At 63.8% G+C, this 23,672-nt stretch carries 26 protein-coding genes; 12 read left to right on the forward strand and 14 right to left on the reverse strand.

The window, feature by feature from the left end:
* Positions 1-73: 73 nt before the first annotated feature.
* Both NCS03_RS22945 and NCS03_RS22950 read right to left on the reverse strand, forming a co-directional pair.
* A complete protein-coding gene (locus NCS03_RS22945; protein WP_250529863.1) occupies positions 74-790 on the reverse strand; it encodes a DUF899 family protein in 717 nt (238 codons plus the stop codon).
* 27 nt (positions 791-817) lie between these two features.
* On the reverse strand, positions 818-1,477 hold the full coding sequence (locus tag NCS03_RS22950; protein ID WP_008348990.1) for a glutathione S-transferase family protein: 660 nt from the start codon (positions 1,475-1,477) through the stop codon (positions 818-820).
* 226 nt (positions 1,478-1,703) lie between these two features.
* On the opposite strand from NCS03_RS22950, the gene NCS03_RS22955 reads away from it, so the two are divergent.
* Positions 1,704-2,207: a response regulator gene (locus NCS03_RS22955; RefSeq protein WP_250436869.1), complete on the forward strand. Its 504-nt coding sequence runs from the start codon at positions 1,704-1,706 to the stop codon at positions 2,205-2,207.
* On the opposite strand, the gene NCS03_RS22960 is transcribed toward NCS03_RS22955, so the two are convergent.
* Positions 2,182-2,541 (reverse strand): hypothetical protein, encoded by a 360-nt coding sequence (locus NCS03_RS22960; RefSeq protein WP_250529864.1) that lies wholly within the window; start codon positions 2,539-2,541, stop codon positions 2,182-2,184. The genes NCS03_RS22955 and NCS03_RS22960 overlap by 26 nt on opposite strands.
* 77 nt (positions 2,542-2,618) lie before the next feature.
* Positions 2,619-2,897: a hypothetical protein gene (locus tag NCS03_RS22965; protein ID WP_250529865.1), complete on the reverse strand. Its 279-nt coding sequence runs from the start codon at positions 2,895-2,897 to the stop codon at positions 2,619-2,621.
* Positions 2,898-3,030: 133 nt separating this feature from the next.
* On the opposite strand from NCS03_RS22965, the gene NCS03_RS22970 reads away from it, so the two are divergent.
* From NCS03_RS22970 to NCS03_RS22985, 4 genes are read left to right on the forward strand one after another with little or no spacing between them, the layout of a single operon-like run.
* A complete protein-coding gene (locus NCS03_RS22970; RefSeq protein WP_175982622.1) occupies positions 3,031-3,870 on the forward strand; it encodes an ABC transporter permease subunit in 840 nt (279 codons plus the stop codon).
* Positions 3,867-4,583 carry an ABC transporter ATP-binding protein gene (locus NCS03_RS22975; RefSeq protein ID WP_008349001.1) on the forward strand — a complete coding sequence of 239 codons (717 nt, stop codon included), beginning with the start codon at positions 3,867-3,869 and terminating at the stop codon, positions 4,581-4,583. The genes NCS03_RS22970 and NCS03_RS22975 overlap by 4 nt, the downstream gene beginning before the upstream one ends.
* A 30-nt stretch (positions 4,584-4,613) precedes the next feature.
* The gene (locus NCS03_RS22980; RefSeq protein ID WP_033536495.1) at positions 4,614-5,618 is read left to right on the forward strand and encodes an NrtA/SsuA/CpmA family ABC transporter substrate-binding protein; all 1,005 of its coding nucleotides are present in this window, start codon (positions 4,614-4,616) and stop codon (positions 5,616-5,618) included.
* Positions 5,619-5,634: 16 nt separating this feature from the next.
* On the forward strand, positions 5,635-6,876 hold the full coding sequence (locus NCS03_RS22985; protein WP_250529866.1) for an acyl-CoA dehydrogenase family protein: 1,242 nt from the start codon (positions 5,635-5,637) through the stop codon (positions 6,874-6,876).
* A gap of 47 nt (positions 6,877-6,923) precedes the next feature.
* On the opposite strand, the gene NCS03_RS22990 is transcribed toward NCS03_RS22985, so the two are convergent.
* Complete coding sequence (locus tag NCS03_RS22990; protein WP_250529867.1) at positions 6,924-7,979, reverse strand: LLM class flavin-dependent oxidoreductase; 1,056 nt, start codon at positions 7,977-7,979, stop codon at positions 6,924-6,926.
* A gap of 340 nt (positions 7,980-8,319) precedes the next feature.
* Here NCS03_RS22990 and tauA point away from each other — a divergent pair, with 340 nt between their 5' ends.
* From tauA to NCS03_RS23015, 5 genes are all read left to right on the forward strand, one after another.
* The gene (gene tauA / locus NCS03_RS22995) at positions 8,320-9,285 is read left to right on the forward strand and encodes a taurine ABC transporter substrate-binding protein (protein ID WP_502801541.1); all 966 of its coding nucleotides are present in this window, start codon (positions 8,320-8,322) and stop codon (positions 9,283-9,285) included.
* Positions 9,282-10,061: a taurine ABC transporter ATP-binding protein gene (locus NCS03_RS23000; RefSeq protein WP_250529869.1), complete on the forward strand. Its 780-nt coding sequence runs from the start codon at positions 9,282-9,284 to the stop codon at positions 10,059-10,061. Before tauA ends, NCS03_RS23000 begins: the two co-directional genes overlap by 4 nt.
* Entirely contained in the window at positions 10,058-10,933 is an 876-nt protein-coding gene (locus NCS03_RS23005; RefSeq protein WP_250436875.1) for an ABC transporter permease subunit, read from the forward strand. Before NCS03_RS23000 ends, NCS03_RS23005 begins: the two co-directional genes overlap by 4 nt.
* 266 nt (positions 10,934-11,199) lie before the next feature.
* Positions 11,200-12,888, forward strand: a complete 1,689-nt coding sequence (locus tag NCS03_RS23010; protein ID WP_250529870.1) for an ATPase — start codon at positions 11,200-11,202, stop codon at positions 12,886-12,888.
* Positions 12,889-12,961: 73 nt separating this feature from the next.
* Positions 12,962-13,948, forward strand: coding sequence for a transglutaminase family protein (locus NCS03_RS23015; protein ID WP_008349015.1), 987 nt, complete (start codon positions 12,962-12,964; stop codon positions 13,946-13,948).
* Here the strand turns inward: NCS03_RS23015 and NCS03_RS23020 are convergent.
* The 3 genes from NCS03_RS23020 to NCS03_RS23030 are packed head-to-tail and all read right to left on the reverse strand — an operon-like array spanning position 13,935 to position 15,787.
* Positions 13,935-14,681, reverse strand: a complete 747-nt coding sequence (locus NCS03_RS23020; RefSeq protein ID WP_250436877.1) for an SDR family NAD(P)-dependent oxidoreductase — start codon at positions 14,679-14,681, stop codon at positions 13,935-13,937. The two genes, NCS03_RS23015 and NCS03_RS23020, sit on opposite strands and share 14 nt — an antisense overlap.
* Before the next feature lie 4 nt (positions 14,682-14,685).
* Entirely contained in the window at positions 14,686-15,048 is a 363-nt protein-coding gene (locus NCS03_RS23025; RefSeq protein ID WP_250529871.1) for a cupin domain-containing protein, read from the reverse strand.
* Positions 15,049-15,082: 34 nt separating this feature from the next.
* Entirely contained in the window at positions 15,083-15,787 is a 705-nt protein-coding gene (locus tag NCS03_RS23030) for a glutathione S-transferase family protein (protein WP_175982630.1), read from the reverse strand.
* A gap of 120 nt (positions 15,788-15,907) precedes the next feature.
* On the opposite strand from NCS03_RS23030, the gene nudC reads away from it, so the two are divergent.
* Entirely contained in the window at positions 15,908-16,825 is a 918-nt protein-coding gene (gene nudC, locus NCS03_RS23035) for an NAD(+) diphosphatase (protein ID WP_175982631.1), read from the forward strand.
* A 100-nt stretch (positions 16,826-16,925) separates the two neighbouring features.
* Complete coding sequence (locus NCS03_RS23040) at positions 16,926-17,513, forward strand: histidine phosphatase family protein (RefSeq protein WP_033536518.1); 588 nt, start codon at positions 16,926-16,928, stop codon at positions 17,511-17,513.
* Positions 17,514-17,724: 211 nt separating this feature from the next.
* Here NCS03_RS23040 and NCS03_RS23045 read toward each other — a convergent pair whose 3' ends face one another.
* From NCS03_RS23045 to NCS03_RS23070, 6 genes are all read right to left on the reverse strand, one after another.
* Positions 17,725-18,390, reverse strand: a complete 666-nt coding sequence (locus NCS03_RS23045) for a MarC family protein (protein ID WP_250529872.1) — start codon at positions 18,388-18,390, stop codon at positions 17,725-17,727.
* Positions 18,391-18,479: 89 nt separating this feature from the next.
* The gene (locus NCS03_RS23050) at positions 18,480-18,821 is read right to left on the reverse strand and encodes a hypothetical protein (RefSeq protein ID WP_008349022.1); all 342 of its coding nucleotides are present in this window, start codon (positions 18,819-18,821) and stop codon (positions 18,480-18,482) included.
* Between the two features lie 64 nt (positions 18,822-18,885).
* Complete coding sequence (locus tag NCS03_RS23055) at positions 18,886-19,644, reverse strand: flagellar brake protein (protein WP_250441250.1); 759 nt, start codon at positions 19,642-19,644, stop codon at positions 18,886-18,888.
* Between the two features lie 229 nt (positions 19,645-19,873).
* The gene (locus tag NCS03_RS23060; RefSeq protein WP_250457603.1) at positions 19,874-20,860 is read right to left on the reverse strand and encodes a hypothetical protein; all 987 of its coding nucleotides are present in this window, start codon (positions 20,858-20,860) and stop codon (positions 19,874-19,876) included.
* Between the two features lie 222 nt (positions 20,861-21,082).
* Positions 21,083-22,168, reverse strand: coding sequence for an alpha/beta fold hydrolase (locus NCS03_RS23065; RefSeq protein WP_033536494.1), 1,086 nt, complete (start codon positions 22,166-22,168; stop codon positions 21,083-21,085).
* Positions 22,169-22,276: 108 nt separating this feature from the next.
* Positions 22,277-23,614, reverse strand: coding sequence for a glycosyltransferase family protein (locus NCS03_RS23070; RefSeq protein WP_175982635.1), 1,338 nt, complete (start codon positions 23,612-23,614; stop codon positions 22,277-22,279).
* Positions 23,615-23,672: the final 58 nt, after the last annotated feature.

Raw genomic sequence — 23,672 nt, forward strand, 5'->3', positions numbered from 1 at the left:
GGCCGGAAGCGCGTTGGAAAGCGCGCCGCGGCATTGTATCCGTCCTCGTCGATTTCCTCCGGCAGCGACCGGCTCAGTCACGCGGCCCGTAATCCAGCTTCGGATACCAGTTCGTCCCGCGTCCCTCGGGCGTCATGTCGAGCACGGTCCAGAGCGGCATCAGATCGGGCGCGCCGCGCGGATCCTCGTTCGGATCGGCGGTCGAAAAATCCATCTCGCCGCTCCAGAAATGACGGATCACGCCGTCACGCCGCGTGAAGACGTTGAGCGCGGGATCGTCGCCGCCTTCCTTCGATATCGCGTGATAGTCGCGGCTGAAATTGCCGTTCGTATCGGAGAAAAGCCGCAGGTCGCGCCAGCCGCGCTCCTTCTTGAACGCGACGAGTTTCGCGAGCGGCGAACGCGCGATCACCGCGAGCGCCACGCGCTGCTCGATATCGCGCGCCTCGCCGTCCCACGCCGACAAGAGCGACGTGCACATCGGACACGGCCGCTTGCGCTGCGGCCCGAACATGTAGCTATACGTGACGAGCGTGTCCTTGTCGCCGAAGAGCCCGGCGAAATCAACCGCGCCACGCTCGCCGTCGAATCGATAATCGCCCGTCACTTCGCCGCCGGGCGGCAACGCGCGACGCATCTGCGCGACGCGCTCGATATGCCGGCGCAAGTCGATTTCCTCGGCCAGCAACGCGGTGCGCGCCCGGCGATATTCGGCGCTTTCGTTGGGAAATCTCATCGTCGCGCGCTGCGCGAGTTCATCGGCGGGAATGTAGTTCGTGGTCGTGCTCATATCCGATCTCCTTTCAGAATGGGCGATTCAGTCGCGGTCCGGCGCGCCGAGCGGAAACAGCGACCGGTAAGGCCGCGCTTCGTCGACGGCGCGCGCGAACGACGGCCGCGCGAGCAGCCGCTTGCGATACGCGATCACGTTCGAATACCGCTCCGCGATGCGATGACACCAGTCCGCATAGAACAGGAACGGCGCGGCGCCGCAATCCGCGAGGCTGAACGCGTCGCCCGCCGCCCATTCGCGCGCGGACATCTTGCGATCGAGAAACGCGTACGACGTGTCGAGCATGGCGCGGGCATCGGCGACGCCGCGCGCGTCGCGCTCGTGCGGATCGCGCATCGCGTCGAAAACGATCTTCTGCTGCGGCGTGGACACGTAGTTGTCGAAGAAGCGATCCATCCAGCGCGTTTCGAGCGCGGCGCGCGGATCGTCGGGAACGAGGCGCACCGGGCCGGCGTGATACAGCCCGAGATATTCGATGATGACCGTCGATTCGATCACCGGGCTGCCGTCGTCGACGAGCACGGGAAAGCGCTTCATCGGCCAGATTTCGGCGAGTTCGGCCATCGAATGCGGCGTTTCCGGTGTCAGCGCGCGCCATTCGAACGGCGTGCCGTTCTCGTACAGCGCCACCAGAACTTTCTGACAGTAAGACGAAAACGGATGTGCATAGAGTTGCAGGCTCATCGGGCTGTCTCCAGATAGTCGAGCGGATTGCGGACGCGGCGCAGCGATCGCGACATTTGCAGCGCCGGCTACTTCCACGACGAACGGCAGCGCTACGGATCGACCATGAATCGAGAAATTTTGTTGTGCGCCGCAGCGTGAACGCTGCCGATTTGCTAACGTGCGCGCTCGAAGAAATTCCAACCCGGACATCGTGTGCATTGTCCGTCGAGGCCGGTCTAAAAGAATGAAGCGCAAAAGCAAAATCGAGATCGTCTTTGCCGACGATCGCCCCGTCGTTTTATATGGGCTGCAAAGCTGGTTCGAGTCGAGTGACCGGTTTCGGGTGTCGGCGTGCGTCAGGAACGCCGATAAATTGCTCGCGAGGCTGAAGACGACGAGCTACGACGTAATCGTGCTGAGTTGCGGCATGGAAGGCTCGCCGGCTGACGACTTCGCGTTTTTGCGGGAGATGCGCGCGGCGTGTCCGGATACGCCGGTCGTCGTTTTCACCGACGGAACCAACGCCCACGCGCTCGCCGAGACGCAGCGCGCAGGCGCGGCGGGCCTCGTGAGCATGCGCGAGGGCGCGGGCGAGTTCGAACGCGTATGCGAGCGCGTGCTTTCCGGCGCGACAGGGATCGTCTCGGCGCGCATCGCCGCTTATCGCGACGCCGCCGTTTCTTCCGATGCCGCGCCCGACTATTGCGGCGAAAGCATGAGCGTCACGCAGTTGACCGTGCGGGTCTGACTGCGGCGACGTTATCCGCCGGTACTTTGGCGATTTCGCGCGGATTCTTGCTCTTCGGGAATCCGACGTCTCGCCCGTCTTCGAATCCCTTTTCGTATGCGCGCTGATCGAGCGACTTGAATAGCGGCTCGATTTCGTCGACGTGCATGCGGATCAGTTCCATGAGCGGCTTGACGAGCGCGGCGCTGTCCTCGGTTTCTTTTGCATGGCTGACGACTTGCACCATTGCGCGCAGCGTTCTTGCTCGTTGAGCGCAGTAGTCGCTCAGCGGCATCGAATACGTGATGACTGCATGACCGTGGTCATTGACCGAGACGTTCATTCTGGATTCCATGGTCACTCTCCATCGGACGTTGTGGGAAGCCACACTGTAGACGCCTCCCCCCGCCACGGACCACTAGACAATTCCGATCATGCGCGCAGATACGTGGCTACCACCGCGCTCTTGAGCCGATCGAGTGCTTGCTGCCGCCGTTTCAATATCAGAAGAGATTCGACCATCATCAGATCGTGTTTCAGGCGATCGTCCATTATCGAGGCGGCTTCGATCTGTTTAATCAGCGTGTAAATCCGAACCGCGCACTGTTTATCGCTCAAAAGCGACGTGTCGAGCTCTTGTTGGAGACATTGAATGGCGCTGACGAGGTCATATTGATTCATGCGGCGGGCATAAGCGAAAGAGGTTTGCAAGCGCGTCTCTCGTAGGAAGCAATGCGTATGCCCTAACGCGGTGAAGCGTGAAAAGCAAAGCACAATAAAACGTTTGTTGCGTGCATTCCGAAGCTTTCTAATTACAGGCTCGAATTCACGACGAGCCGACAAGATGGCTGACCTGACATCCACGCGCGACACCTATCGCTCGGGACACGCGTCTCGCGCGCTGATTTCCAAAGACGTGCTCTACCGATGGCTCTCCTGGACCATCCCCGCAATCGTGGTGCTGCTATGGGAAATCGCGGCGCGCCTCGGACTGATCGCGCCGCAGGTCCTCCCGGCACCGAGCAGCGTCTTCGAAACGGCCGTCCACATGGCGCAAAACGGCGAACTCTTCGTGCACCTGGGCGTGTCGCTGCTGCGCGCCGCGGGAGGCTTCGTCATCGGCGGAACGATCGGGCTCGCGCTCGGCATCGCCGTCGGATTCTCGCCGCTCGCGCAAGCGCTCCTCGACCGCTCGATCCAGATGGTGCGCGCCATTCCTTTCCTGGCGATGCTGCCGCTCGTCATCGTCTGGTTCGGCGTCGGCGAAGTCGCCAAGATCTTTCTGGTCGCGCTCGCGGTGCTCTTCCCGATCTACATCAACACGATGCTCGGCATTCGCCAGATCGATTCGAAACTGATGGAACTCGCCCGCGTGATCGGCCTGAACCGAACGGCGATCGTGCGACGAATCATCCTTCCCGGCGCGATGCCGTCGATCCTCACCGGCGTGCGTTACGCGCTCGCCCACGCGTGGCTCGCGCTCGTCATCGCCGAGACGCTGGCCACGACGAAAGGCATCGGGTTCCTCGCGATGGACGCCCGCGAATTCCTGAACACCAACGTCATTCTGCTCACCATCATCATCTACGCGATCATCGGCGTCGTCGCGGATGCGCTCGTGCGCCTGCTCGAAGCCCGCTATCTCTCGTGGCACGCGAACTACGCGAAAGGGGCGCGCACATGACGGCCATCGTTACGCGCCGCGACGCGCGCGTCGGTTCGCCGGCGCTGGCGGTGTCCGTGCGCGGACTGCAAAGACGCTATGGCAGCCGCGTCGTCATCGATGCACTGGACCTCGATATTCGCAAAGGCGAATTCGTCGCGCTGCTCGGCGAAAGCGGATGCGGCAAGACAACGCTGCTACGCGCGCTCGCGGGGCTCGATTCCCCCGACGCCGGGTCGATCCGCGCGCCGGAACGTCCGTCCGTCGTGTTTCAGGAGCATCGCCTGCTGCCCTGGTCGACGTTATGGCAGAACGTCGCGCTCGGCTACGAGAATACGATCGGCCGGACGGGCGCGGCGCGCGCGCTGGCCGAAGTCGGACTCGCCGGCCGCGAGGACGACTGGCCGCGCAATCTGTCGGGCGGTCAGGCGCAGCGCGTGGCGCTGGCGCGGGCGCTCATCCACGATCCCGCGCTGCTGCTGCTCGACGAGCCGTTCGCCGCGCTCGATGCGCTCACGCGCATCCGCATGCACGGTCTCGTCAAGGAACTCGTCGCGCTGCATCGGCCAGGCGTGCTGATCGTCACGCATGACGTCGACGAAGCGCTCACGCTCGCCGACAGGATTCTCGTCATGCGCGCCGGACGCATCGCCGCGTCATTCGAACCCGGCGAACACGCGCCGCAGGCACTGCGCCCCGCCCTGCTCGCGGAACTCGGCGTCCGGTCTCACTGATCACTTTTCCATAAGACAAGAAGGACGAGCATGAACGACTCATCGCTGAGCCGCCGCCGGTTGCTGCGCGCGGCGGGAGGCCTCCTGGCCGGCGCCGCGACCGGCGGATTGTTCCCGGCACGCGCGGCCGAGCCGCGCAAGCTGACGCGCAACACCGATACGGTCCGCATCGGCTGGGGTTACGGCAGCCTGCCCGACATCGCGAAGCAGCGCGGCGTGTTCGAGAAGACGCTCGCCGCGAAAGGCATCAAGGTCGAATGGGTCGGCCCTTTCCCGAACCATGCGCCTTCGATACAGGCCGTGGTCGGCGGCAGCGCCGACTTCGGATTCTGGGGATCGACGACTCCCGCACTCGCCGCGATGCTCGCCGGCTCGCCGATCGTCTTCACCGCGTTCGACATCTATTCGCCGCGCTCGACGGCCATCATCGCGAAGAAGTCGAGCGGCATCGAATCCGTCGCCGATCTCGCGGGCCGCAAGGTCGCCGTCAACCGGTCGGGGCTTGGCGAATTCCTGTTGATCGCCGCGCTGGAGAAGCATCGCGTCGATCGCGACAAGGTCCAGTTCGTCTATCTGAATCCGCCCGACGCGGCGCCCGCCTTCGCGCAAGGCAAAGTCGACGCTTGGTCGATGTGGTCGCCCGGCGTCGACATCTCGCGCTTCTCGAACGACGCGAAAGACATCTTCAACGAAGGCCGCGATCTGGATTTTCTGATTGATTACAGCTCGCTCGTCACGCGCCGCAAGTTCACCGAGGAGAATTCCGAGCTGATCCGCGCGGTGATCGATGCGTATTACGTCGAAGGCGCGTGGCAGTCGGCGCATTCCGCCGAAGCCGAATTGCTCGTGCAGCGCGAGGGCAAATATCCGGATCAGGTGCGCGACTATCTCGCAAGCCTCAAGCGCGTCAATCAGTTTCACGAGCCCGACGATGCCGCTTTCATCGCGCAATTTCAGCGCGCCGCCGACTGGCTGGCCGAGCGCAAGATCATCAACTCGCGCATCAAGGTCGCGGATTACAGCATCAAGGTGTGAATCGAGGAGCGCACGAATGTCTGACGTCAACTATCCGACGAGCGCCGGACCGACGCTCGTCTCCCCGCTGTCCGCCGCGCTCGGCTTTTCGGAGATCATCGGTGACATCGCCGCGACTGCCGCCGAGCGCGAACGCGGGCACCGGCTGCCGCACGAAGAGATTGCAAAGCTCAAGGCGCTCGGCTTCGGCGCGCTGCGTCTTCCCGTCGATGCAGGCGGAAGCGGCGTTTCGCTGAACGGGCTTTTCATCGTCGCACGCGATCTCGCCGCGGCGGATTCGAACATCGCCCACGCGTTTCGCAATCATCTGTGGCAAGTGGAAGCCGCGCTCCGGAGACGCGAGCAACCGTTCCATACGCGCGTGCTGGAGCTGACCGCGCAGAAGAAGACCATCGGCCTGAGCTTCGTCGACAGCGATGTGGTCGCCGCCGGCGCGCGCCCGACCAAAGTCCTCAGTCGGCTCGAATGGGATGCGTCGCGCGACGTGTACGTCGGCTCCGGCGACAAGATCTACGCGACGGGCAATCTGTATAACGACGCGTTCACCGGCCTCGCCGTGGAAAGCCGCGCGGGCCGCACCGTGCAGTACGTGCTGGAACGCGGCGCGGGCGTCGACGACGACGATGACTGGCAAGGCTTCGGCCAGCGCCTCACAGGTTCGGGAACGGCGCGGTTTCGCGATGTGACGGTTCCAGCCGCGCAGCTTTATCCGCCCGATCCGCCGAAGTCCGATGAAGCCGCGCCCTGGGGCTTCACGTTTCATCAGGTTTATCTCACCAACTGCATCGCGGGCATCGTGCGGCGCGTGGCGCTGGACGCCGTCGACGTGCTGCGCGCGCGGGGACGCAACTTCTATCACGGTGAAGCCGCGCATCCCGTCGATGAACCCGTGCTGCAATCGCTGCTCGGCCGTATCCGCGCGTATGCGGCGAGCGTCGAAGCGATCGCGGATCGCGCGGCCGGCGCGTTGCAGCGCGCATGGGACCGACACGGCACACGCGACGAATACGAGGCGACGCTCGCGGCCACGCTCGCGGCATCGGAAGCCAAGGTCGTGATCGACGATCTCGCCCCGCAGATCGCAAGTTGGCTGATCGATCTCGGCTCGGGCTCCGTCGTGTCGCGCGTCGGCGCGCTGGACCGGCACTGGCGCAACATCAAGGTGATCGCGTCGCACAATCCGCGCGTCTACAAGGAACGCTTTCTCGGACAGAACCTGCTGACCGGGCAATTGCCGCCCATGGGCGCGTTCTTCTGATCGCGCGCGCCGTCCCTTGTCGAAGGCGGACGGGACGGCGCGCTTTCTTAGTCGAGCAGACGTCGCACGCGCGGCACGACTTCGTGCGCGAAGCGGGCCATGTCGGCCTCGAAGGGCTGGAATTGCAGCATGAAGAGTTCGATGCCCGCGCGATGAAAGTCGACGATGCGCCGCGCGACCGTGTCGTAATCGCCGACGAGGTCCGCGGCCGTGCCGCCGTTCGACCCGACGCGCGCCGATCGCGCGAAGGTTTGGTGCATCACCGCGTTCGGATCGGTATTGGCCTTTTGCCGTTCGCGCAGCGGCTTGTCGAGTTCCGCCAGCGCGAACAGATGTTCGAGATGAGCCTGCGCTTCGTCCTGCGTCTCGCGCGCGATCACGAGCGCCGACAGGCCGAAGCGCAAAGGCTCGTGCCCCGCCGGGCGCGCGCGGGCGGAGACATCGGCGATCAGGGCCGCAACGTCGTCGTGCGGCTGGCCGTTGATGAACCACACATCGCCATGCGCCGCGACGAGCGAGCGCGCCGGCTCCGACTCGCCGCCGACATAGATGCGCGGACGCGCGCGAAACGGATCGGCGGGCCGTAACTGATAGTCGTCGATCCGGAAGTTGTCGCCGCGATGCTTCACGGCTTCTCCGCGCAGCAACGCATCGACGACCGAGATCCACTCGCGTCCGTACGCATAGCGCTCGTCATGCTCCGCGAAGCCGATGCCCGCGCGCTCCAGCTCCGGACGATTCCACGCATTGACGAGGTTGATCGCGAAGCGTCCGCCGCTGATGTGCTCGATCTGCTGCGCCATCTTCGCGAGCACGACCGGATGATAGAGATAAGGCTTGATCGCAGCGATGATCTCGATGCGCGACGTAAGCGCAGCCAATGCCGCCGATGCCGTCCACGCTTCGAGCTGATCGAGCGAAGGATCGTGCGGATTGATCGTGTGCTGGGCGACGAGCACGGAGTCGTAACCGAGGCGCTCGGCCTCTAGCACGAGCGCCTTGTTGCGCGCCCACGAGGCATCGTAGGGCTCGGCGGGATCCTGCAACGCCGCGCGACTGCCATGCACGAGCGCCCAGACGCCGAAGCGGGGAAGATTGGACATCGCTTGAATGAACCGAAGGACAGGTTGGAGAGGATGCTCATGCTAACGCCGGGCCCGCCCGCGGCGATCCAATTTCTATCGATAAGGAATTATCCATTTGGCATTTGAAGACTCGGGAAACTGTCTTCCTGAGCGCAGTTCTTCCGATAACCCTATGACGGCGCACGGCGAATATGCGAAGCATGCGCCGCGTCATTTGCTACGCACGATTGCTTCGTAGCCGCGGCACGCAAAGTGCCTATAGTCGAAGGCTTCACCACATCATTTCGTCCGTTCCATGAAACCTTCGATCCATCGCCGCGCGCTGATCGCCGGCATCGCATCCATCGTTCTCGCTGCTATGGCGCCCCTTCACGCAAACGCCGAAACGCGCGAAGTGGTCATCGGCTATCAGGACATGGTCGTGCCCTGGCGTTATGCGCAGGCGAGCGGCGCCGTCGAGAAAGCCACCGGATACAAGGTCACGTATCGCAAGCTCGGCAGCGGCGCGGATGTCATTCGCGCGCTCGCATCGGGCTCCATTCAGTTGGGCGAAGCCGGCTCCAGCCCGATCGCGGCGGGCTTGTCGCAAGGCGTCGACCTTTCGCTGTTCTGGATTCTCGACAACATCAACGACGCCGAGGCGCTCGTCGCGCGCAACGGCTCGGGCGTAAGCAAGCTCGCGGATCTGAAAGGCAAGACGCTCGGCGTGCCGTATGTGTCGACGTCGCATTTTCATGCGCTCGTCGCCTTGCAGCAGGCAGGCGTCGATCCGTCGACGGTGAAGATCGTCAATCTGCGTCCGCCGGAGGTCGCGGCGGCGTGGGAACGCGGCAATATCGACGCGACGTATATCTGGGACCCGGTGCTCGCCAAAGCCAAGCAGAACGGCAAAGTGCTGATCACGTCGGGCGAAGTGGCGAAGGAATCGGGCAAGGCGACCTTCGACGGCTTCGTCGCGTCGCGCAAGTTCGCGCAGGACAATTCGGCGTTCCTGAACGGTTTCGTCAAAGTGCTCGCCGATACCGACGCGCAATACCGCGATCACAAAGCCGACTGGACCGCCGCGTCGAAACAGGTGCAGGCCGTCGCGCAGGAATCCGGCGCGAATCCCGCCGACGTGCCCGCGAGTCTCGCGCTCTACGCCTTCCCGAGCGCGGGCGAGCAGGCGTCGCCGACCTGGCTCGGCGGCGGAGCGCAATCCGGGGCGGCAAAGTCGCTCGCGGCAACCGCTCAGTTCCTCAAACAGCAGGGCACGATTCAGAACGTGCTCGCGGATTACTCCACGGGCGTCGATCCGCGCTTCGTGCAGCAGGCCGCGAAATGACATCGCTTTCCATCCGCAACCTCGGCGTCACGTATGAAGGCGCGAGCACGCCCGCGTTGCAAGGCGTCGACTTGCAGATCGGCAGCGGCGAGTTCGTCGTGGCGCTGGGTGCATCGGGATGCGGCAAGACCACGCTGCTGAATTGTCTCGCGGGTTTCCTGGAGCCGATCGAAGGCGAAGCGTCGCTGAATGGCGAACCGATCGACGGGCCCGGCGCCGAGCGTGGCGTCGTGTTCCAGAAGCATGCGCTGATGCCGTGGCTGAACGTCATCGACAACGTCGCGCTTGGCTTGCGTTTTCGCGGCGTGAAGCGCGACGAGCGCCGCGAGATCGCGCGTCGCACGCTCGCGCTCGTCGGCCTCGCGCAACATGAACACGCGAAGGTCTACGCGCTGTCGGGCGGGATGCAGCAGCGCGTCGGAATTGCGCGCGCGCTCGCGAGCGATCCCGAAGTATTGCTGATGGACGAACCGATGGGCGCGCTCGACGCCCTCACGCGCGAAACCGTGCAGGAACTCGTGCTCGACGTTTGGGCGCGCACCGGAAAGACGGTGTTCTTCATCACGCACAGCGTGGAAGAGGCACTCTTTCTGGCGACGCGCCTCGTGCTGATGACGCCAGGTCCGGGCCGCATCGAAGAGGTGCACGAACTGCCCTTCTCGCGGGACTACGTTCGCAGCCGCGATGCGCGCGCCGTCAAATCGTCGCCCGCGTTCATCGAATGGCGGGAGCGGCTGACGCGCCGCCTGCATCGCACCGAGACGGAGGCGGCGTGAACCGGCCCGCTCACGATGTCCCGCTGCCGAACGCCCCAAGCGCATCGCCAGCCACGCGACGCGTCACCCGCACGAAGCATCGCGCGCGCTATCGCGGGATGCCGGGCGCGGGGCCGACCGCGCTGCCCAGCGCGCTGTGCGTCGCGACGCTCGCGGCATTGTGGTGGGCGGCCACGCATTTCCACTGGCTGCCGCCGCTCTTTCTGCCTTCGCCCGAGGCGGTCTGGCAGGCGTTCATCGACGCGTTGCACGGACGGCTTCAGGGCGGATTGCCGCTCTCGGAGCATCTCTTGTGGAGCGTGATCCGCGTGTTCGGCGCGTTCGCGCTCGCGGTTGTCACGGCGGTGCCGGTCGGAATTCTGATGGGCGTGAGCCGCATCGCGCGCGGCGTGCTCGATCCGCCGCTCGAGTTCTATCGGCCGCTGCCGCCGCTCGCGTATCTACCGCTCGTCGTCATCTACTTTGGTATCGATGAAACCGCGAAGATCGTCGTCATCTGGCTCGCCTGCTTCGCGCCGATCGCGATGGCCGCGCGCGCCGGCGTCAGGAGCGCGACTGCCGAGCAGGTGAACGCCGCGTGGTCGCTCGGCGCGAACTTCGGGCAAGTCGTGCGGTTCGTCGTGCTGCCCGCCGCGCTGCCCGAAATACTGACGGGCCTGCGCATCGCCGTGGGCTTCGGCTGGACCACGCTCGTCGCCGCCGAAATGGTCGCCGCGACCGCCGGCCTGGGTCAGATGGTGCTCAACGCGTCGAGCTTTCTGCGCACCGACGTGGTGGTGATGGGCATCGTGCTGATCGGCGCGATCGCGTGGATTTTCGACTTCGGCATGCGCGCGCTGGAGCAGCGGCTCGTGCCGTGGAAAGGACGCTGAGCCGCAAGGGCCTGGCGTCGCGGCGAACTTGGAATCGGCTGGACTCCTGATCCAGTAAGGGTTCCCTATCCGGCAATAAGGAAAATTAATTATTGACGTACTGCTGCTGAAAGGCAGAATCTCTCGGAAACAATCCTTATAACTATTTCAGCGGCGCGACACGCTGAGAACAGATTTCCTTCCGCCATGCGTTGACGTGGTCTCTATACATGGAGAACAAAATGAGAAGGATACGAGGGATGGTCCTGGCTATTTCATCAGGAGTATTGATCAGTGCATGCGGCGGCGACGCCGGCTCCGATGTCTCAGGCCAGAGCACGAAAAGCATCGCAGGACAGCCGGCTTCACAGACCGAATCGACGACCAAGGGCTACGCGTTGTCGACCGTCATCTGGAGTCGCGTTCCCATCGGCGTGTGCTGGGACATGAACAACGCGGATTTCGCGCGCTTCGCGTCGGCACGAAACTGGAGCCGCCTCGCAGTTCAGGAGACCTGGGAACAGCATTCGGGCGTGCGTTTCACAGGCTGGCAGCAATGCACGAATGATCCCAATTACTTCGGGATCCGAATCAGCGTCGATGACAGCGCGCAGAGCGGGCCGCATACTTTCGGCCTCGGCGCGATGCTGAACAACGCGGTCGGCGGAATGGCGCTCAACTTCACGTTCAGGAACTGGAGTCAAAGTTGCCAGGGACGCGAAGAATACTGCATACGCCGCATCGCCGCGCACGAATTCGGTCACGCGCTGGGCTTCGCGCACGAGCAGAACCGGCCCGACACGCCTTCGACCTGCAACGAGCCCGCGCAGGGCACGAACGGCGACACGACGATCGGCGCGTGGGATGTCGCTTCGATCATGAATTACTGCAATCCCGAATGGAACGGTGACGGCAAGCTGAGCGCCACCGACATCGACATGGTGCAGAAATACTATGGGCCGCCGCCTTCCACTCAGACGGTGTACACGCTGACGCGTGCGCAGGCGCCGGCGCGGATTACCGCCTACGAGTTTCCTTCGCGCGCTGTGAAGGCGTCGATCGATCTTTCGCTGGGCGGCGACTATCAGCGCGTCGATCAGATGTTCGCAAGCGCCGACGGCAAGCGGCTGCACGTGCTGATGGAGCGAAATTCGACGTCCGTCGATCTCGCCACCATCGACACCGCGAGCAACAAGGTCGTGCGCGTCACGCCCATCGGTCCGATGTTGACGACGTTCACCGGCTATGGTTTTCAGCCCGCGTTGACCGGAAATCAGGTCTATCTGTGGAACAAAAATATCATCGACGTCGTCGATACGGATTCGGGAACGCTCGTCAGAAAGCTCGTGCTGCCGAAAGAATTCAGCGTCATCAAGATCGCGACGGCCGCCAATGACAGCGAGCACATCTTCGCGCTCGCGAACGAGCGGGGAACGAGGCTGGAGGTGCTGCGCATCGAAACGGCGAGCGGCTTCATCAGGGGCGGCTATCCGGCCGGTTCGGCGCCGGCGGCGCCGCGCGATGAGTTCACCGTCACGCCGGATGCGAAGAAAGCGTATTTCGTCGGATTCGCGTCGCCGAACGCACAGGGCAATCTCACGGAGATGGACCTGGAGAGCGGCTTCACGCGCGTGCTGACCGATCTGCCGGAGAAGAATCCGAAGTTCATCGCGGCGATCAACAATCAGCAAATTCTCTTCGCCGATGACAATGCCAACAGCCCGAGTTCGGTCATCCTCTACGACGTGACGAGCAGAAGCAAGACGACCGCGCTGAGTTCGTCGAAGTCGATGGCGTATCTCCAGTACGAGCCGAAAACGAAATCCATTCTTCTGGAGCAAGACGGCGTCTGGTCCGTCAATCAGTTGAGGCAGCGCGCGGACGGAAAATACAGAGACGTCGATCTCGGCCTGCGATCGTTCAGCAGCGGTTCGGCGTATGGCGGCGTCGCTCCGTTCGTGCTCGTGACGCGTTGATGTTCAAGGCGGCGCGCCAGTGGCATGATTGTCGGGTCGACCCGATCGTGCAGCGCTGGCCCGGAGGTGGCACATGTCCGTCTTTCTCGAAGTCGAGCACGTCACGACCTATCGCTACAACACGCCGGTGGAATTCTCGCCGCATCGCGTGATGTTCCGGCCGCGCGCCGCGCACGATATCCGCGTGCTGTCGGCGACGCTCGCGGCCGCTCCGCACAGCACGCAGTACTGGATGCACGACGTGTTTTCCAATTCGGTCGCGGTCGTCGAGCCGCGCGTGCCCGCCGACACGCTCGAACTGCGCGCGCGTTTCGTCATCGAGCATTTCGGCATCAGGAATCTGGAGTTGCCGGTCGCGCCCGAAGCCGAGAATTATCCGTTTCAGTACGCCGACGAGGACCGGCTCGATCTGGCGTCTTTCCTGCCGCCGCAGTATCCCGACGATCAGCCGATGCTGCGCGACTGGGTCGCGCAGTTTCTGCCCCGGCGCGGCGTCACGCACACGCGCGACATTCTGGGGAACATCAACGCCGCCATTCGCAGCGACTTTCAGTATCAGTCGCGCGACGCGATGGGCACGCAGCGTCCGTCGGAGACACTGAACCGGCGCAGCGGCACCTGTCGCGATTTCGCGCTGCTGATGATGGAAGTCGTGCGCGGACTCGGACTGGCCGCGCGCTTCGTGTCCGGGTATTTGTACGATCAGGCGCTCGACACGCCCGCTGCGCCGGCCGTCCGCAACACGGGGCTGCAGCAGGGCGCGCGACAGATCGAGAGCCGCGACGAGCCGCTCGTCGTCGGCGCGGGCGCGACGCACGCGTGGCTGCACGTCTTTTTGCCGGGCGCGGGCTGGGTGCCCTACGATCCGACGAACTCGCTCGTCGGCGGCACCGATCTGATCCGCGTCGCGTACACGCGCAAGCCCGAACAGGCGGCGCCGGTGTCCGGATCGTGGTTCGGCGCCGCGGAGGACTTCGCCGGGATGGACGTCAGCGTCAGCGTGCGGCGCATCGAGCCGCCGAGCGAGCCGTTGGCGTCGGCGGCGATCAAAACGGACTGATCCCCGACATGCCGCCATCGACGGCTAGATCGGCGCCGGTCATGTATTGCGATGCATCCGTCGCAAGGAAAAGGATCGCCGATGCGATCTCGGCGGGGTCGGCCGGGCGCTTCATCGGGATGACTTTCGCCCACTCCAGCAATTGCGTCTCCGACATGCCCAAGCTGTCGAAGATCGGCGTGTTCGCGACGCCCGGCGAAATACTGTTGACGCGTATGCCGAGCTCGACGAATTCGGCGGCGAAGCTTTTGGCCAGAGAAACGACAGCCGCCTTCGACGCGCAATATGCGGAGAAATTTTTCGTGCCCTGATTGGCCGCGAGCGATGCCACGAGAACGATCGATGCCGGCCGCGCGAGCGAAGGCAGCGCTTCGCGCACCGTCGCATACACGCCGCCGACGTTGATGTGCAAGACATCGGTGAATTGTTCCAGCGAGGTTTCGCGCACGGGCGTCTGCCGGGAAATGCCGGCGTTGGCGACCAGAACGTCGATCTCGCGCTGAAAATGCTCGACTGCGGTTTTGTAGAGACGCTGCATGTCGGCCGGACTGGCGGCGTCGGCCACGACGCACAGCGCATTCTCGCCGAGCGTTTGCGCGGCCTGACGCAGCTTCTCTTGGTTGCGTCCGCTGATCACGACGCGGGCGCCCTCCGACACGAACCGTTGCGCGGTGGCGAACCCGATGCCCGAGCTTGCGCCGGTCACGACCGCCAGTTTTTTATCGAGCAGCATCGTTTCATCCTTGCAGGTTGATGACGAGGGCGCGACCCGAGCGAAGCGCGCGCGTCGAATGCCCCGAGCCTTTCAGATCGCCTGCGACGAACACCGAGCGTTCCGCGAAGCGCCGTGCGATGTCCCCGTCCTGCACCGCGATTTCAAGCTCGCCTTCGAGGACGACGACATACTGCCGCGACGGCGGATTATGACGATCGAGAAAATAGCCTTCGTCGAACTCATGCACCAGCACGCTCTCGCACGGCTGCGGCGGCGATAGCGTCACCGAAATGCCGTTGAACGGCACGGCGACGGTTTCGAACACGCGAATGGTCCTGAATGCCGAGTGCCCGTCGGCGTCGGTGTAGATCTCAGCGCAGTCCATGACGTCTCCTTGTCGACGATCCGCTTCGAAAATGTCACGCCACCGCTCCCTGGCCCATGCGTTCGCGCACCGCGCCGCAATGTTCGACGAGCTTGCCGCGCGTGGCGACGAATCGTTTGAGCGGCGTATCGATGTCGTAGAACCAGATGTTCGCGACGAACCCGTACAGCGCGGCATCGATGCTCGCGGGCGCGTCGCCGAACATGAACGGACCGTCGCCGAGCAGATTCGCTATTGCCTGGAGACTCGCGATGCCGCGCGCATACACGGCGTCCGGCTCGTATCTGCCGATGCCCTGATATCGATAGCGTTCGAAGTTGTATTTGCGCGCGCCTTCGAGCGCGTCGGCGCCGATGTCCGGATGCTGCGTCAGGAGCGCATCGCGAAACTGCGGCCAGTAGCGGTCGTCGCGCCAGCGCGAGTACGACATCACCCAGTAAAGATCGTCGAGCGTGCGGCGGACCAGCAGATCGAGATCGCGCTGCGCGGCGCCCAGCGCGTCGTCCAGTTCGATCGCGTGCTTGCTCTTCAGATGCGCGATGATCGCATCGCTGTCGCCGATGGTTTCATCGCCGTCGACGAGATACGGCAACTGCCCGCGCGGCGCGGCGCTCGTGTCCAGCACGTGACGATGCTCGAATGGCAGGGCCGCGAGCTTCAGGAACGCGAACACCTTCAATCCGAACGGATTGTTGTCTTCGAGGCCGAACAACTGAGGATACGAATAGAGCGTGATCATCGACGTCTCCGTGCGTCCTCCAGCAAGGACGCGCCAAGTTCGTTACGATTCCCGGTTGGCCTTGCATCTTCCCGTCACGCGTCGCGCCGCTTCCGCGCGCCGCCACACACGAAAAATACTATGCCCACGCCGCCTCATGCCATCGGTTTTACACTCGATCCGCTCGATCGCGTATCGGAGAAGCGCGACGATGAAACCTACGTCGCCGGCCTGCGCGACGATCCCGCCACGCGCTTTCTGCTGTTCGTGAACAACGTGCCGCTGTTCAAGCGCGCGAACGGTCACGATCCGCTTTTCGTCGCGCAGGAAATCGCGGCGCTCGGCGCGCCCGCGCAGACGGTTCTTCTCGGCCGCGACGCCGACCGCCGCGCGCTGTTCGCCCATTCCTTCGATGCAGAAACGCCGAGCCTCGCCGATGTCGAAGCGGTCGAACTGCGCCCCATCGCGATGCAGGGTCTCGTGTCGCCGCCGCTCGTCAGCGCGCTCGGCGAAGCGCGATCGATGCTCGACTGGCATCGCCGGCATCGCTTCTGCGCGAACTGCGGCCATCCGACCGATTCGGCGGGCGCGGGCTGGCGGCGCATCTGTCCGAACTGCAAGGCGCAGCATTTTCCGCGTGTCGACCCCGTGGTCATCATGCTCGTCACGGATGGCGAACGCTGCCTGCTCGGGCGTCAGCCGCAATTTCTGCCGGGGATGTATTCGTCGCTTGCGGGCTTCGTCGAGCCGGGCGAGACTTTCGAGCACGCGGTGTATCGCGAAGTGCTGGAGGAAGCGGGCATCCGCTGCACGGACGTGCGCTATTTCGCGTCGCAGCCGTGGCCGTTTCCTTCATCGTTGATGATCGGATGCTTCGCGCGCGCCGTCACGACCGATATCACCATCGACAGGAACGAGCTCGAAGATGCGCGCTGGTTCACGCGCGAGGAGATCCGCGCGATGCTCGACGGCACGCACGAACAGGGACTTTCCGCGCCGAAGCCCTTCGCGATCGCGCATCATCTGCTGAAGGCGTTCGCGACGCGCGAGGTGGACTGAGTGGGCAGCTTCGCGGCGCGGCTCCGGCGATCGGTGCAGAATCCGAACCTGTGTTGCGCGGGGCGCGGCGAGAGCATTCATCAGACATCGGGTGAACGACATGAACATGAAAGGCGGCATGCATATCTGGCTGATCCGGCATGGTGAGACCGAGTGGAGCAAGTCGGGCCAGCACACCGGCACGACCGACATTCCGCTCACCGACGAGGGACGCAGACAGGCGCGGGCGCTCGCGCCGGTGCTCGCGTCGCAGTCTTTCGACTTAGTTTTGACGAGCCCGATGGGCCGCGCGATCGAAACCTGCCGGCTCGCGGGTCTGGGCGATCGCGCGACGGTGGAGTCCGAGCTTCACGAGTGGAATTACGGCATCTACGAAGGCCGCACCACGCCGGAAATCCGTGAAGAGGCGCCGGACTGGTCGGTGTGGTCATCGCCGATTCCGGAGGGCGAAAATCTCGCGGATGTCGGCAGGCGCGCGCAGGCGCTCATCGACAAGCTGCTCGCGACGAATGCGATGAACATCGCACTTTTTTCGCACGCGCATTTTTCGCGCGTGTTCGGGGCGCAGTGGGCGACGGGATCGCCGGCTCTTGGGGCGCATCTCGCGATGGATACCGCCGCGATGAGTGTGCTCGGGTTTGAGCGCGACGTCCGCGCTATTGTTAAGTGGAATCTCTTGCCTTTTTGATGTTTTTTGCGATAGGTCCCGTGATCGTGTCGGCCTTTTTTTTCGCCGGATCCCGTTTTCGTGTCGGTGCATTAGGACAGGGGCAACGCCAATAGACCGACACCAACACGGGATCCGGCGAAGAACCATAAAAACCATCATCAGCAAAAAGCCAATACCAACGGTGCCTGCGAAGTTCCTGCGATCCGCCATCAAAACCCCGTCTCCCGCTCTACTTGACGTTGAGCTGAACCGATGCGATCAGTTCCGACAAACCGAGCCAGAGAATTTGCACGCCGATACAAAAGATGATGAACGCGAAAAGGCGCATGGCAATCTGCGTTCCGACGGCGCCAAGCAGGCGCTCCAAATGCCCCGCGAATCGCACGCACACATAGATGCTCGCGCACAGAACGACAAGCCCGACGCCCACGCCGGCGAGATGCACCGGCTGCAGCCCATGACGCGGCAAGCCCGTGCCGAGCGCGATGGCGACCGCGATCGCACCCGGCCCGACGGTGATCGGCAGCGTCAGCGGATAGAACGCCTTCGCACGCAGCGACGCGCCGCCGCGCGGCGTGGGCGCGGGTTCGGCGCCGTCGTCGTCATCGGGCGTCTGAAGCAGGCTCCAGCCCGCCATCGCGACGACGAAACCGCCCGCCACGCGCAACACCGGAATCGAGATCCCGAAAAACGTCAGCACATAAGCGCCGATCAAAAGCGACGCCAGCAAGATCACGAAACTGTTGATGCAGATGCGCCGCGCGAGCTCGGCGCGATCGGCGTCGCCGATATGCGGCAGCATGCTCAGCACGACGAGCGCCGTCGCGGGAGGATTGATGATCGGGAACAATCCGGCGACGATCACAAGGACCGTCTTGGCGAATTCGTTGAGCATGCGCGTCGTTGTCCGTCGTTCGTTGGCGTGCTGCAAGCCCGGACATTGTGCACGCTAAGCCGGCGCGCGTGCGCGCAATGACGGTCCGATCAGACGAACGGTGCGGTGAGAATCAGCGTGCATTCGGTGAGAAACGAGCCGATCCCGACGCCGATCAGCACGCGCGCGACGATCGTCCATACGCGCCGATCGACATTGCCCGCGCAGCGCCACGCGAGCGTGCACCACAGCAGATACAGCGCCGAGCACACGGCGAATACGCCGAGCATTCCGGGCCAGAACCAGACGGTGATCAGCAGAAATGTTTCGGGAGTGACGCCGCTCGTCCAGAGGTCGAGATAGACGAACCACCACGCGAGGTGGATCGGCACGCCCAACAGCCACCAGACTTTCCAGAAGCGTTCTTCTCCGCGCCAGGCCTTGCGCAACATGCGTCGTCGTGAGTGGAAAGAGGCACGCATTTTACTCCACGCGTTGCGCGCCCTTTCCGCGCCTTCAGGCCGACAGGCTGCGGCGTTTCGCTTCCATGCGCGTGATGAGCCGCTGCAGCACGTTCTCCGCGGCGGCCGAAAGCCGCACGAAGCGAAAGCCGACGACGTAACGCACATCGCCGCGCGGCGTCGTCACGGAGCGCGGCGACACGAGTTCGAGATCGACGGGCAAGGCCGCGCCCGGACCGAGATGAAGCACGACATCGCGGAACACGGTGCCGCGCTCCGTTTCCGCGAGACGCGGCGTGTCCATGCGCAGCGCGATGCCACCGAGCGACAGGTCGTGCACTTCGTGGCGGAACGCTTCGCCGTCGGCGAATGCACCTTTCGCGTAGAAGGGTTCGAGAACCGGCGTCGGCACGCGGAAGTATTCGCGACGCTGGAACTGATAGAGCTTCTCGGGGAACGGCACTTCGAACGCCTGACGTCCTTCGTGGGTCACGGCGCGCGCGGCGAGCGTCGTGAATTCGACGCGCACGCCGTCCGGCGCACCCTTGAAATACAACTGCCGCGCTTCAAGCAGCACACGATTGTCCGCCTCGACGCCGCCCCAGTCGAACACGATGCACGCTTCGCGCGCGTCGGTTTTCAGCAGTTGCGTAACGATCTGTCCGCGCCCGCTCGTCACGGTGAGCATGTCGCCCCGCTGCACGAGCGTTCGCAGAACGATCGATATTTCGGATGGCGTGTGTCGCGCGAAGCGCTCATGATCTTCCGCGAATTTTTCGATGTCTGTCGTTTGCGGCAACGGTTCGGCGAGCATGATGGTCCAATCTAGTTATCAGTTTGGGACAGCGAGCGACGACTACCTGCTTTGCCTTATGTTGCCCGAAAAAAAACGGCTTCAGTACATCGGTAACGACTAGATTTTCACGGCAATTCAGCGTTTTGCAGAGCAGCAAACCATTTGTCTTACGGATAACGTTCTAAAAATGAGAAGGCCGGGCGCGAACACCCGGCCTTCTCGCGCTTCATGCGACACGCGACACGCGTCACGCGAGCGTATCGAGTTCGCTTGGGAGCGCGCGGCGTCGGATAGGCGCGAGCGCAGCGCCCATGCGTTCGCCCTGCGCCTCGCTGATGAGGCTCATCAGGATTTCGCCGAAGCGCGGTTCGTCCACGCCCGAGATGATGTACTGCCACCGATACGCATCGACCAGTCCCGCATGCACGCGCGCCTCTTCGTCGGCGGAAAGCGCGCGGTCGAGTTGCGATACGAAGTAATGCGCGTCGGCGGCGGCTTGCGCCTGCATCATCCCGTCGATGGCCGCGACTAGCTCGATCAGATCGCCGATCGCGGCATCGCGCGCGTCGTCGTCGAGCCGCGCGTCTTCGCGCATCCACTCGAGTTCGTCGATGATCGCGTGCTGCGACTCCTCCTTCCAGTGGAACAGGAAGATGTCCTTGAATAGCGGCGACAAGCTCGCGTCGCTTTCCATGCTCTGCCGGTAATGCACCTGCGTGACGATTTCGACGCAACACGTCAGCGCGAGAATCGACCACGTCGATTTGCCGAGCACGAACGCGGCAACCTCGTCGGCCTGCGCGATGAAGCGATAGCCCGGCGGCAGCGTTTGCGCGGCGAGCGCTTCCACGCGGCGAAACAATTCCTGATGCTTCAGCTCTTCGTCGGTGAACCGCACGATCGCTTCGAGCGCGGTCTGATCGCCGAGCGCATGATCGCGGCCGACCTCGAGCATCTTCGCGCCGACGAAACGCTCGATCATGCCGAACATGTTGGCGTACGTGCGGCCCTGAACCTGCGACATCAGACGGCGCTCGCGCGCGTCGAGGAACGGCAGACGATGCACTTCGGATAGTCCGTCGGGCATGAACTTGTGCGCGGGATCGAAATGACGGCCGCGCAATACGTCGCGATCGATGTCCCAGCGGATGCGGCGGGACACTTCGATGCACTTCGCATAACGTTGCTGCGGGGTGATTTTCCTGGATTGAGACTCGTGCTGAACGGCTTCCATGTGCGAACTCCGGAACGACTCTGCGTCGATGACTCTGATGAATGCGCGCCCTGCAATCCGCGCGCTGCGTCGAACAGGTCTGCGTAGGGTCGTGCGCCGCGTCACCGTTCTGCGAATCATTCTCTGCAACGGCCCGCTCTCGCACATGAGGCGCATGTCCCGGCTGCGCACCGGGACACGGGCATTTGGCGGCAATGAAGGGGGACGCAGGTCCCGAAGCGCTCAGGCGGCGGGCGCGTCGAAGCCCGCGCGGCGCGCGAGCACGATGGCCTGCGCGCGGTTTTCGACTTCGAGCTTCGCGAAAATGCTGGTGATGTGATTGCGCACGGTCTTCTCGCTCAACGCGAGTCGCGCGGCGATCTGCGCGTTGTCGCGCCCGCCCGCGAGCAATTCGACGATATCGCGCTCACGCGGCGTCAGCGCGGAGAACGCCGGATCGCTCACGTTCGATGACGGCAGAAACCCCCGCACTTCCTCGCGCCAGCGTTGCCACGCAGGCTCGGATTCGAGCGTGATGTGATTTTCGCTATCGAGCGGCACGAATCGCGCGCCGGCAATTTGCCCGGCGAGCAGGCGGCTTTCGTCGAACGGCACGCGCGCATCGCCGCTCGCGTGCAGCACGAGCGTCGGACATTGCACGCGCGGCAGCAGCGCCACCACGTCGATCTCGTTGAACACGCGCATGATGCGCGCGGCGTTGCGCGGCGTGGTCGTCAGACGTTCGAGTTCGTTGAACCAGTGATGCTGCTCCGGCGTGCCGCCGGGAATGAACTGCGTCGTGAAGAACTGGCGAAACGCCGGATTCTGCTTGCCCCAACCGAGTTCGGCGAGCTTCACGAGCATTTCGGCTTCCTCGTGCAACGCCGGATCGCACGAGCGTTTCAAACGGCCGCGCGCGTAGCCGCCATGCAGCACGAGATGCGTGACCCGCTCCGGATGCGCGACCGCATACGCGATGGCAATCGACGCGCCCTGCGAAATTCCCAGCAGCGGAAAGCGTTCGAGGCCGCTCGCATCGGCGACGGTTTCGAGATCGCGCAGCCAGGCGTCGAAGGAAATTTCGCCGACGTCGCGATCGGAGAGACCGCAGCCGCGCTGATCGTAGCGAATCAGCGTGTGACGGCCGCACAGTTCGAGCATCAGATGGTTCCAGACCGGGCTCGTGAAATCGAGCTCCAGATGACTGAGCCAGTTCGCCGCCTTGATGAGCGGCGGGCCGGAGCCGCACGTCGCGTACGCGATGCGCACGCCGTCGCTCGCCGTGCAAAGGCGGATATGCTGCCGAGGCGTGGACGGGCGCGGCATCATCGGAACGATGTGTAAGTAGGGACTACCTAAAAAATCGATGCACGCGCGGCGGCTCGCGCGATCGCTCATGCTTGCGCGTAAAGCTTTGGAAAGTCAAGGAATAGACAGTCAGGGACGGCGCGCGCCGCGCATCTGGCTCGTCAGGTCGCCGTGATGCATGATGAGCGCGCGCAGCGACGGCCACATATGCATGTAATGCACCATGAAGCTGTCGCGCGACTGAAGCTGATACGGCGTGTTGATGGTCGCGCAATCGAGCAGATGGCGCGAGTCGGCAAGGCCATGCCGTGCGAGCACCTTGATGAACACGTCCTGGTCGCCGCCGCTCGCATAGGTCGACGATTTATCCGCGATCGCGCCGATGCTCTGCTCGATTTCCGTCAGCACGTCGAGATTTTGCGGCGTGTTGCGAAAACCCATGATGCCCGAGTTGAACTGCCAGCTTACGTCCGTCGCGAGCACGCGATCCCGCTTCTCGCATAGCGGTTCGAGCCGCCGGCTCTGATCGGCGACGAGCACGTCGGCATCGATCCAGAAGACCCATTCGTGTTCCGGCAAATGGCGCAGCAACACCCAGGGCTTGATCCAGTTGCCGCTCGCGCCCGCGCCCGCTTCGGCCGGCACGTCGCGATAGAGATGCAGCGCGTAGCCGTGACGCTCGCAATAGCGGCGCACGTTGCGCTCGGCGATCGCGCCGTATTCGCGGATATTCGGCGTATGAAGCATCGCGAGCGCGATGGACGCGCTTCGGTTCGACGCTTCGTAGCGTGTTTCATCGGCTTCCGGCTGCGGCAAGGCGAGATACGGCAGGCCGCGCGCCTGACACTCGTTGATGTGCTCCGCGAACAGATCGCGCAAGTCGGCGAAGACCGGCTGATTCTTCGGCGCATCGGGCATATCGGCGAGCGCAAGAGAGAACGCGGGCCATTCCGCCCATATCGGCGACACGTTCAGCGCCGCGAGCACAACGGGATGATGGCCTTCGATCGCCTCAGTGAACGGCCGAGGTCCCAGCGCACTCAGCAACTGCGCTTCGCTCGCGAGCGCCCTGCCGAACCTGGCGCCCTCGCAGATGCGTTGAACCTGCTCGCGCGCGGCCGCCGTGTTGCGCCAAAGCTGAAACGCCGCCATGACGTCGCCGGGGTCATCGTCACGATACGAGACGATCCAATCGCGGTTTTCCCCGCGCATGAGGGTCTCGCACGGAATGTCGCGTAACAGCAGGCAATCCTGCGTGATCAGCAACACGAGATCGCCCTCGGCACACGCGCGCAGCTTGCGCAACAACACCTGATACTTCAACAGCATTCGCAGATGTGCCCAGCCGATCGCGGCCGTATCGACATACTCGTGCGGATAAGCAAGACGCGCGCAATAGCGGCGATGATTTTCGAACGACGCGCGCGCGGTGTCGTCGGCAAAAAAACTGATGACGTGAGTCGTCATGGCGATGCTCCAAAATGCCGGGTGTCGAGGATTTTGGTCCCGTCATCGGCGCGCGGGC

The sequence above is a fragment of the Caballeronia sp. ATUFL_F1_KS4A genome, assembly GCF_023630905.1.
Lineage (GTDB): Bacteria > Pseudomonadota > Gammaproteobacteria > Burkholderiales > Burkholderiaceae > Caballeronia > Caballeronia zhejiangensis.

Excerpts from the sequence above, each read along its gene's own strand:
- NCS03_RS23055 (WP_250441250.1), bottom strand. The coding sequence starts at position 19,644 with ATGCTCGCCGAACCGTTGCCGCAAACGACAGACATCGAAAAATTCGCG.
- NCS03_RS22970 (WP_175982622.1), top strand. The coding sequence starts at position 3,031 with ATGGCTGACCTGACATCCACGCGCGACACCTATCGCTCGGGACACGCG.
- NCS03_RS22990 (WP_250529867.1), bottom strand. The coding sequence starts at position 7,979 with ATGTCCAATCTTCCCCGCTTCGGCGTCTGGGCGCTCGTGCATGGCAGT.
- NCS03_RS23060 (WP_250457603.1), bottom strand. The coding sequence starts at position 20,860 with ATGGAAGCCGTTCAGCACGAGTCTCAATCCAGGAAAATCACCCCGCAG.
- NCS03_RS22985 (WP_250529866.1), top strand. The coding sequence starts at position 5,635 with ATGTCTGACGTCAACTATCCGACGAGCGCCGGACCGACGCTCGTCTCC.
- NCS03_RS23020 (WP_250436877.1), bottom strand. The coding sequence starts at position 14,681 with ATGCTGCTCGATAAAAAACTGGCGGTCGTGACCGGCGCAAGCTCGGGC.
- NCS03_RS22945 (WP_250529863.1), bottom strand. The coding sequence starts at position 790 with ATGAGCACGACCACGAACTACATTCCCGCCGATGAACTCGCGCAGCGC.
- NCS03_RS22955 (WP_250436869.1), top strand. The coding sequence starts at position 1,704 with ATGAAGCGCAAAAGCAAAATCGAGATCGTCTTTGCCGACGATCGCCCC.
- NCS03_RS23025 (WP_250529871.1), bottom strand. The coding sequence starts at position 15,048 with ATGGACTGCGCTGAGATCTACACCGACGCCGACGGGCACTCGGCATTC.
- tauA (WP_502801541.1), top strand. The coding sequence starts at position 8,320 with ATGGCGCCCCTTCACGCAAACGCCGAAACGCGCGAAGTGGTCATCGGC.
- NCS03_RS23045 (WP_250529872.1), bottom strand. The coding sequence starts at position 18,390 with ATGCTCAACGAATTCGCCAAGACGGTCCTTGTGATCGTCGCCGGATTG.
- NCS03_RS23050 (WP_008349022.1), bottom strand. The coding sequence starts at position 18,821 with ATGTTGCGCAAGGCCTGGCGCGGAGAAGAACGCTTCTGGAAAGTCTGG.
- NCS03_RS23030 (WP_175982630.1), bottom strand. The coding sequence starts at position 15,787 with ATGATCACGCTCTATTCGTATCCTCAGTTGTTCGGCCTCGAAGACAAC.
- NCS03_RS22960 (WP_250529864.1), bottom strand. The coding sequence starts at position 2,541 with ATGGAATCCAGAATGAACGTCTCGGTCAATGACCACGGTCATGCAGTC.
- NCS03_RS23015 (WP_008349015.1), top strand. The coding sequence starts at position 12,962 with ATGTCCGTCTTTCTCGAAGTCGAGCACGTCACGACCTATCGCTACAAC.
- NCS03_RS23070 (WP_175982635.1), bottom strand. The coding sequence starts at position 23,614 with ATGACGACTCACGTCATCAGTTTTTTTGCCGACGACACCGCGCGCGCG.
- NCS03_RS22980 (WP_033536495.1), top strand. The coding sequence starts at position 4,614 with ATGAACGACTCATCGCTGAGCCGCCGCCGGTTGCTGCGCGCGGCGGGA.
- nudC (WP_175982631.1), top strand. The coding sequence starts at position 15,908 with ATGCCCACGCCGCCTCATGCCATCGGTTTTACACTCGATCCGCTCGAT.
- NCS03_RS23065 (WP_033536494.1), bottom strand. The coding sequence starts at position 22,168 with ATGATGCCGCGCCCGTCCACGCCTCGGCAGCATATCCGCCTTTGCACG.
- NCS03_RS22950 (WP_008348990.1), bottom strand. The coding sequence starts at position 1,477 with ATGAGCCTGCAACTCTATGCACATCCGTTTTCGTCTTACTGTCAGAAA.
- NCS03_RS22975 (WP_008349001.1), top strand. The coding sequence starts at position 3,867 with ATGACGGCCATCGTTACGCGCCGCGACGCGCGCGTCGGTTCGCCGGCG.
- NCS03_RS23000 (WP_250529869.1), top strand. The coding sequence starts at position 9,282 with ATGACATCGCTTTCCATCCGCAACCTCGGCGTCACGTATGAAGGCGCG.
- NCS03_RS23040 (WP_033536518.1), top strand. The coding sequence starts at position 16,926 with ATGAACATGAAAGGCGGCATGCATATCTGGCTGATCCGGCATGGTGAG.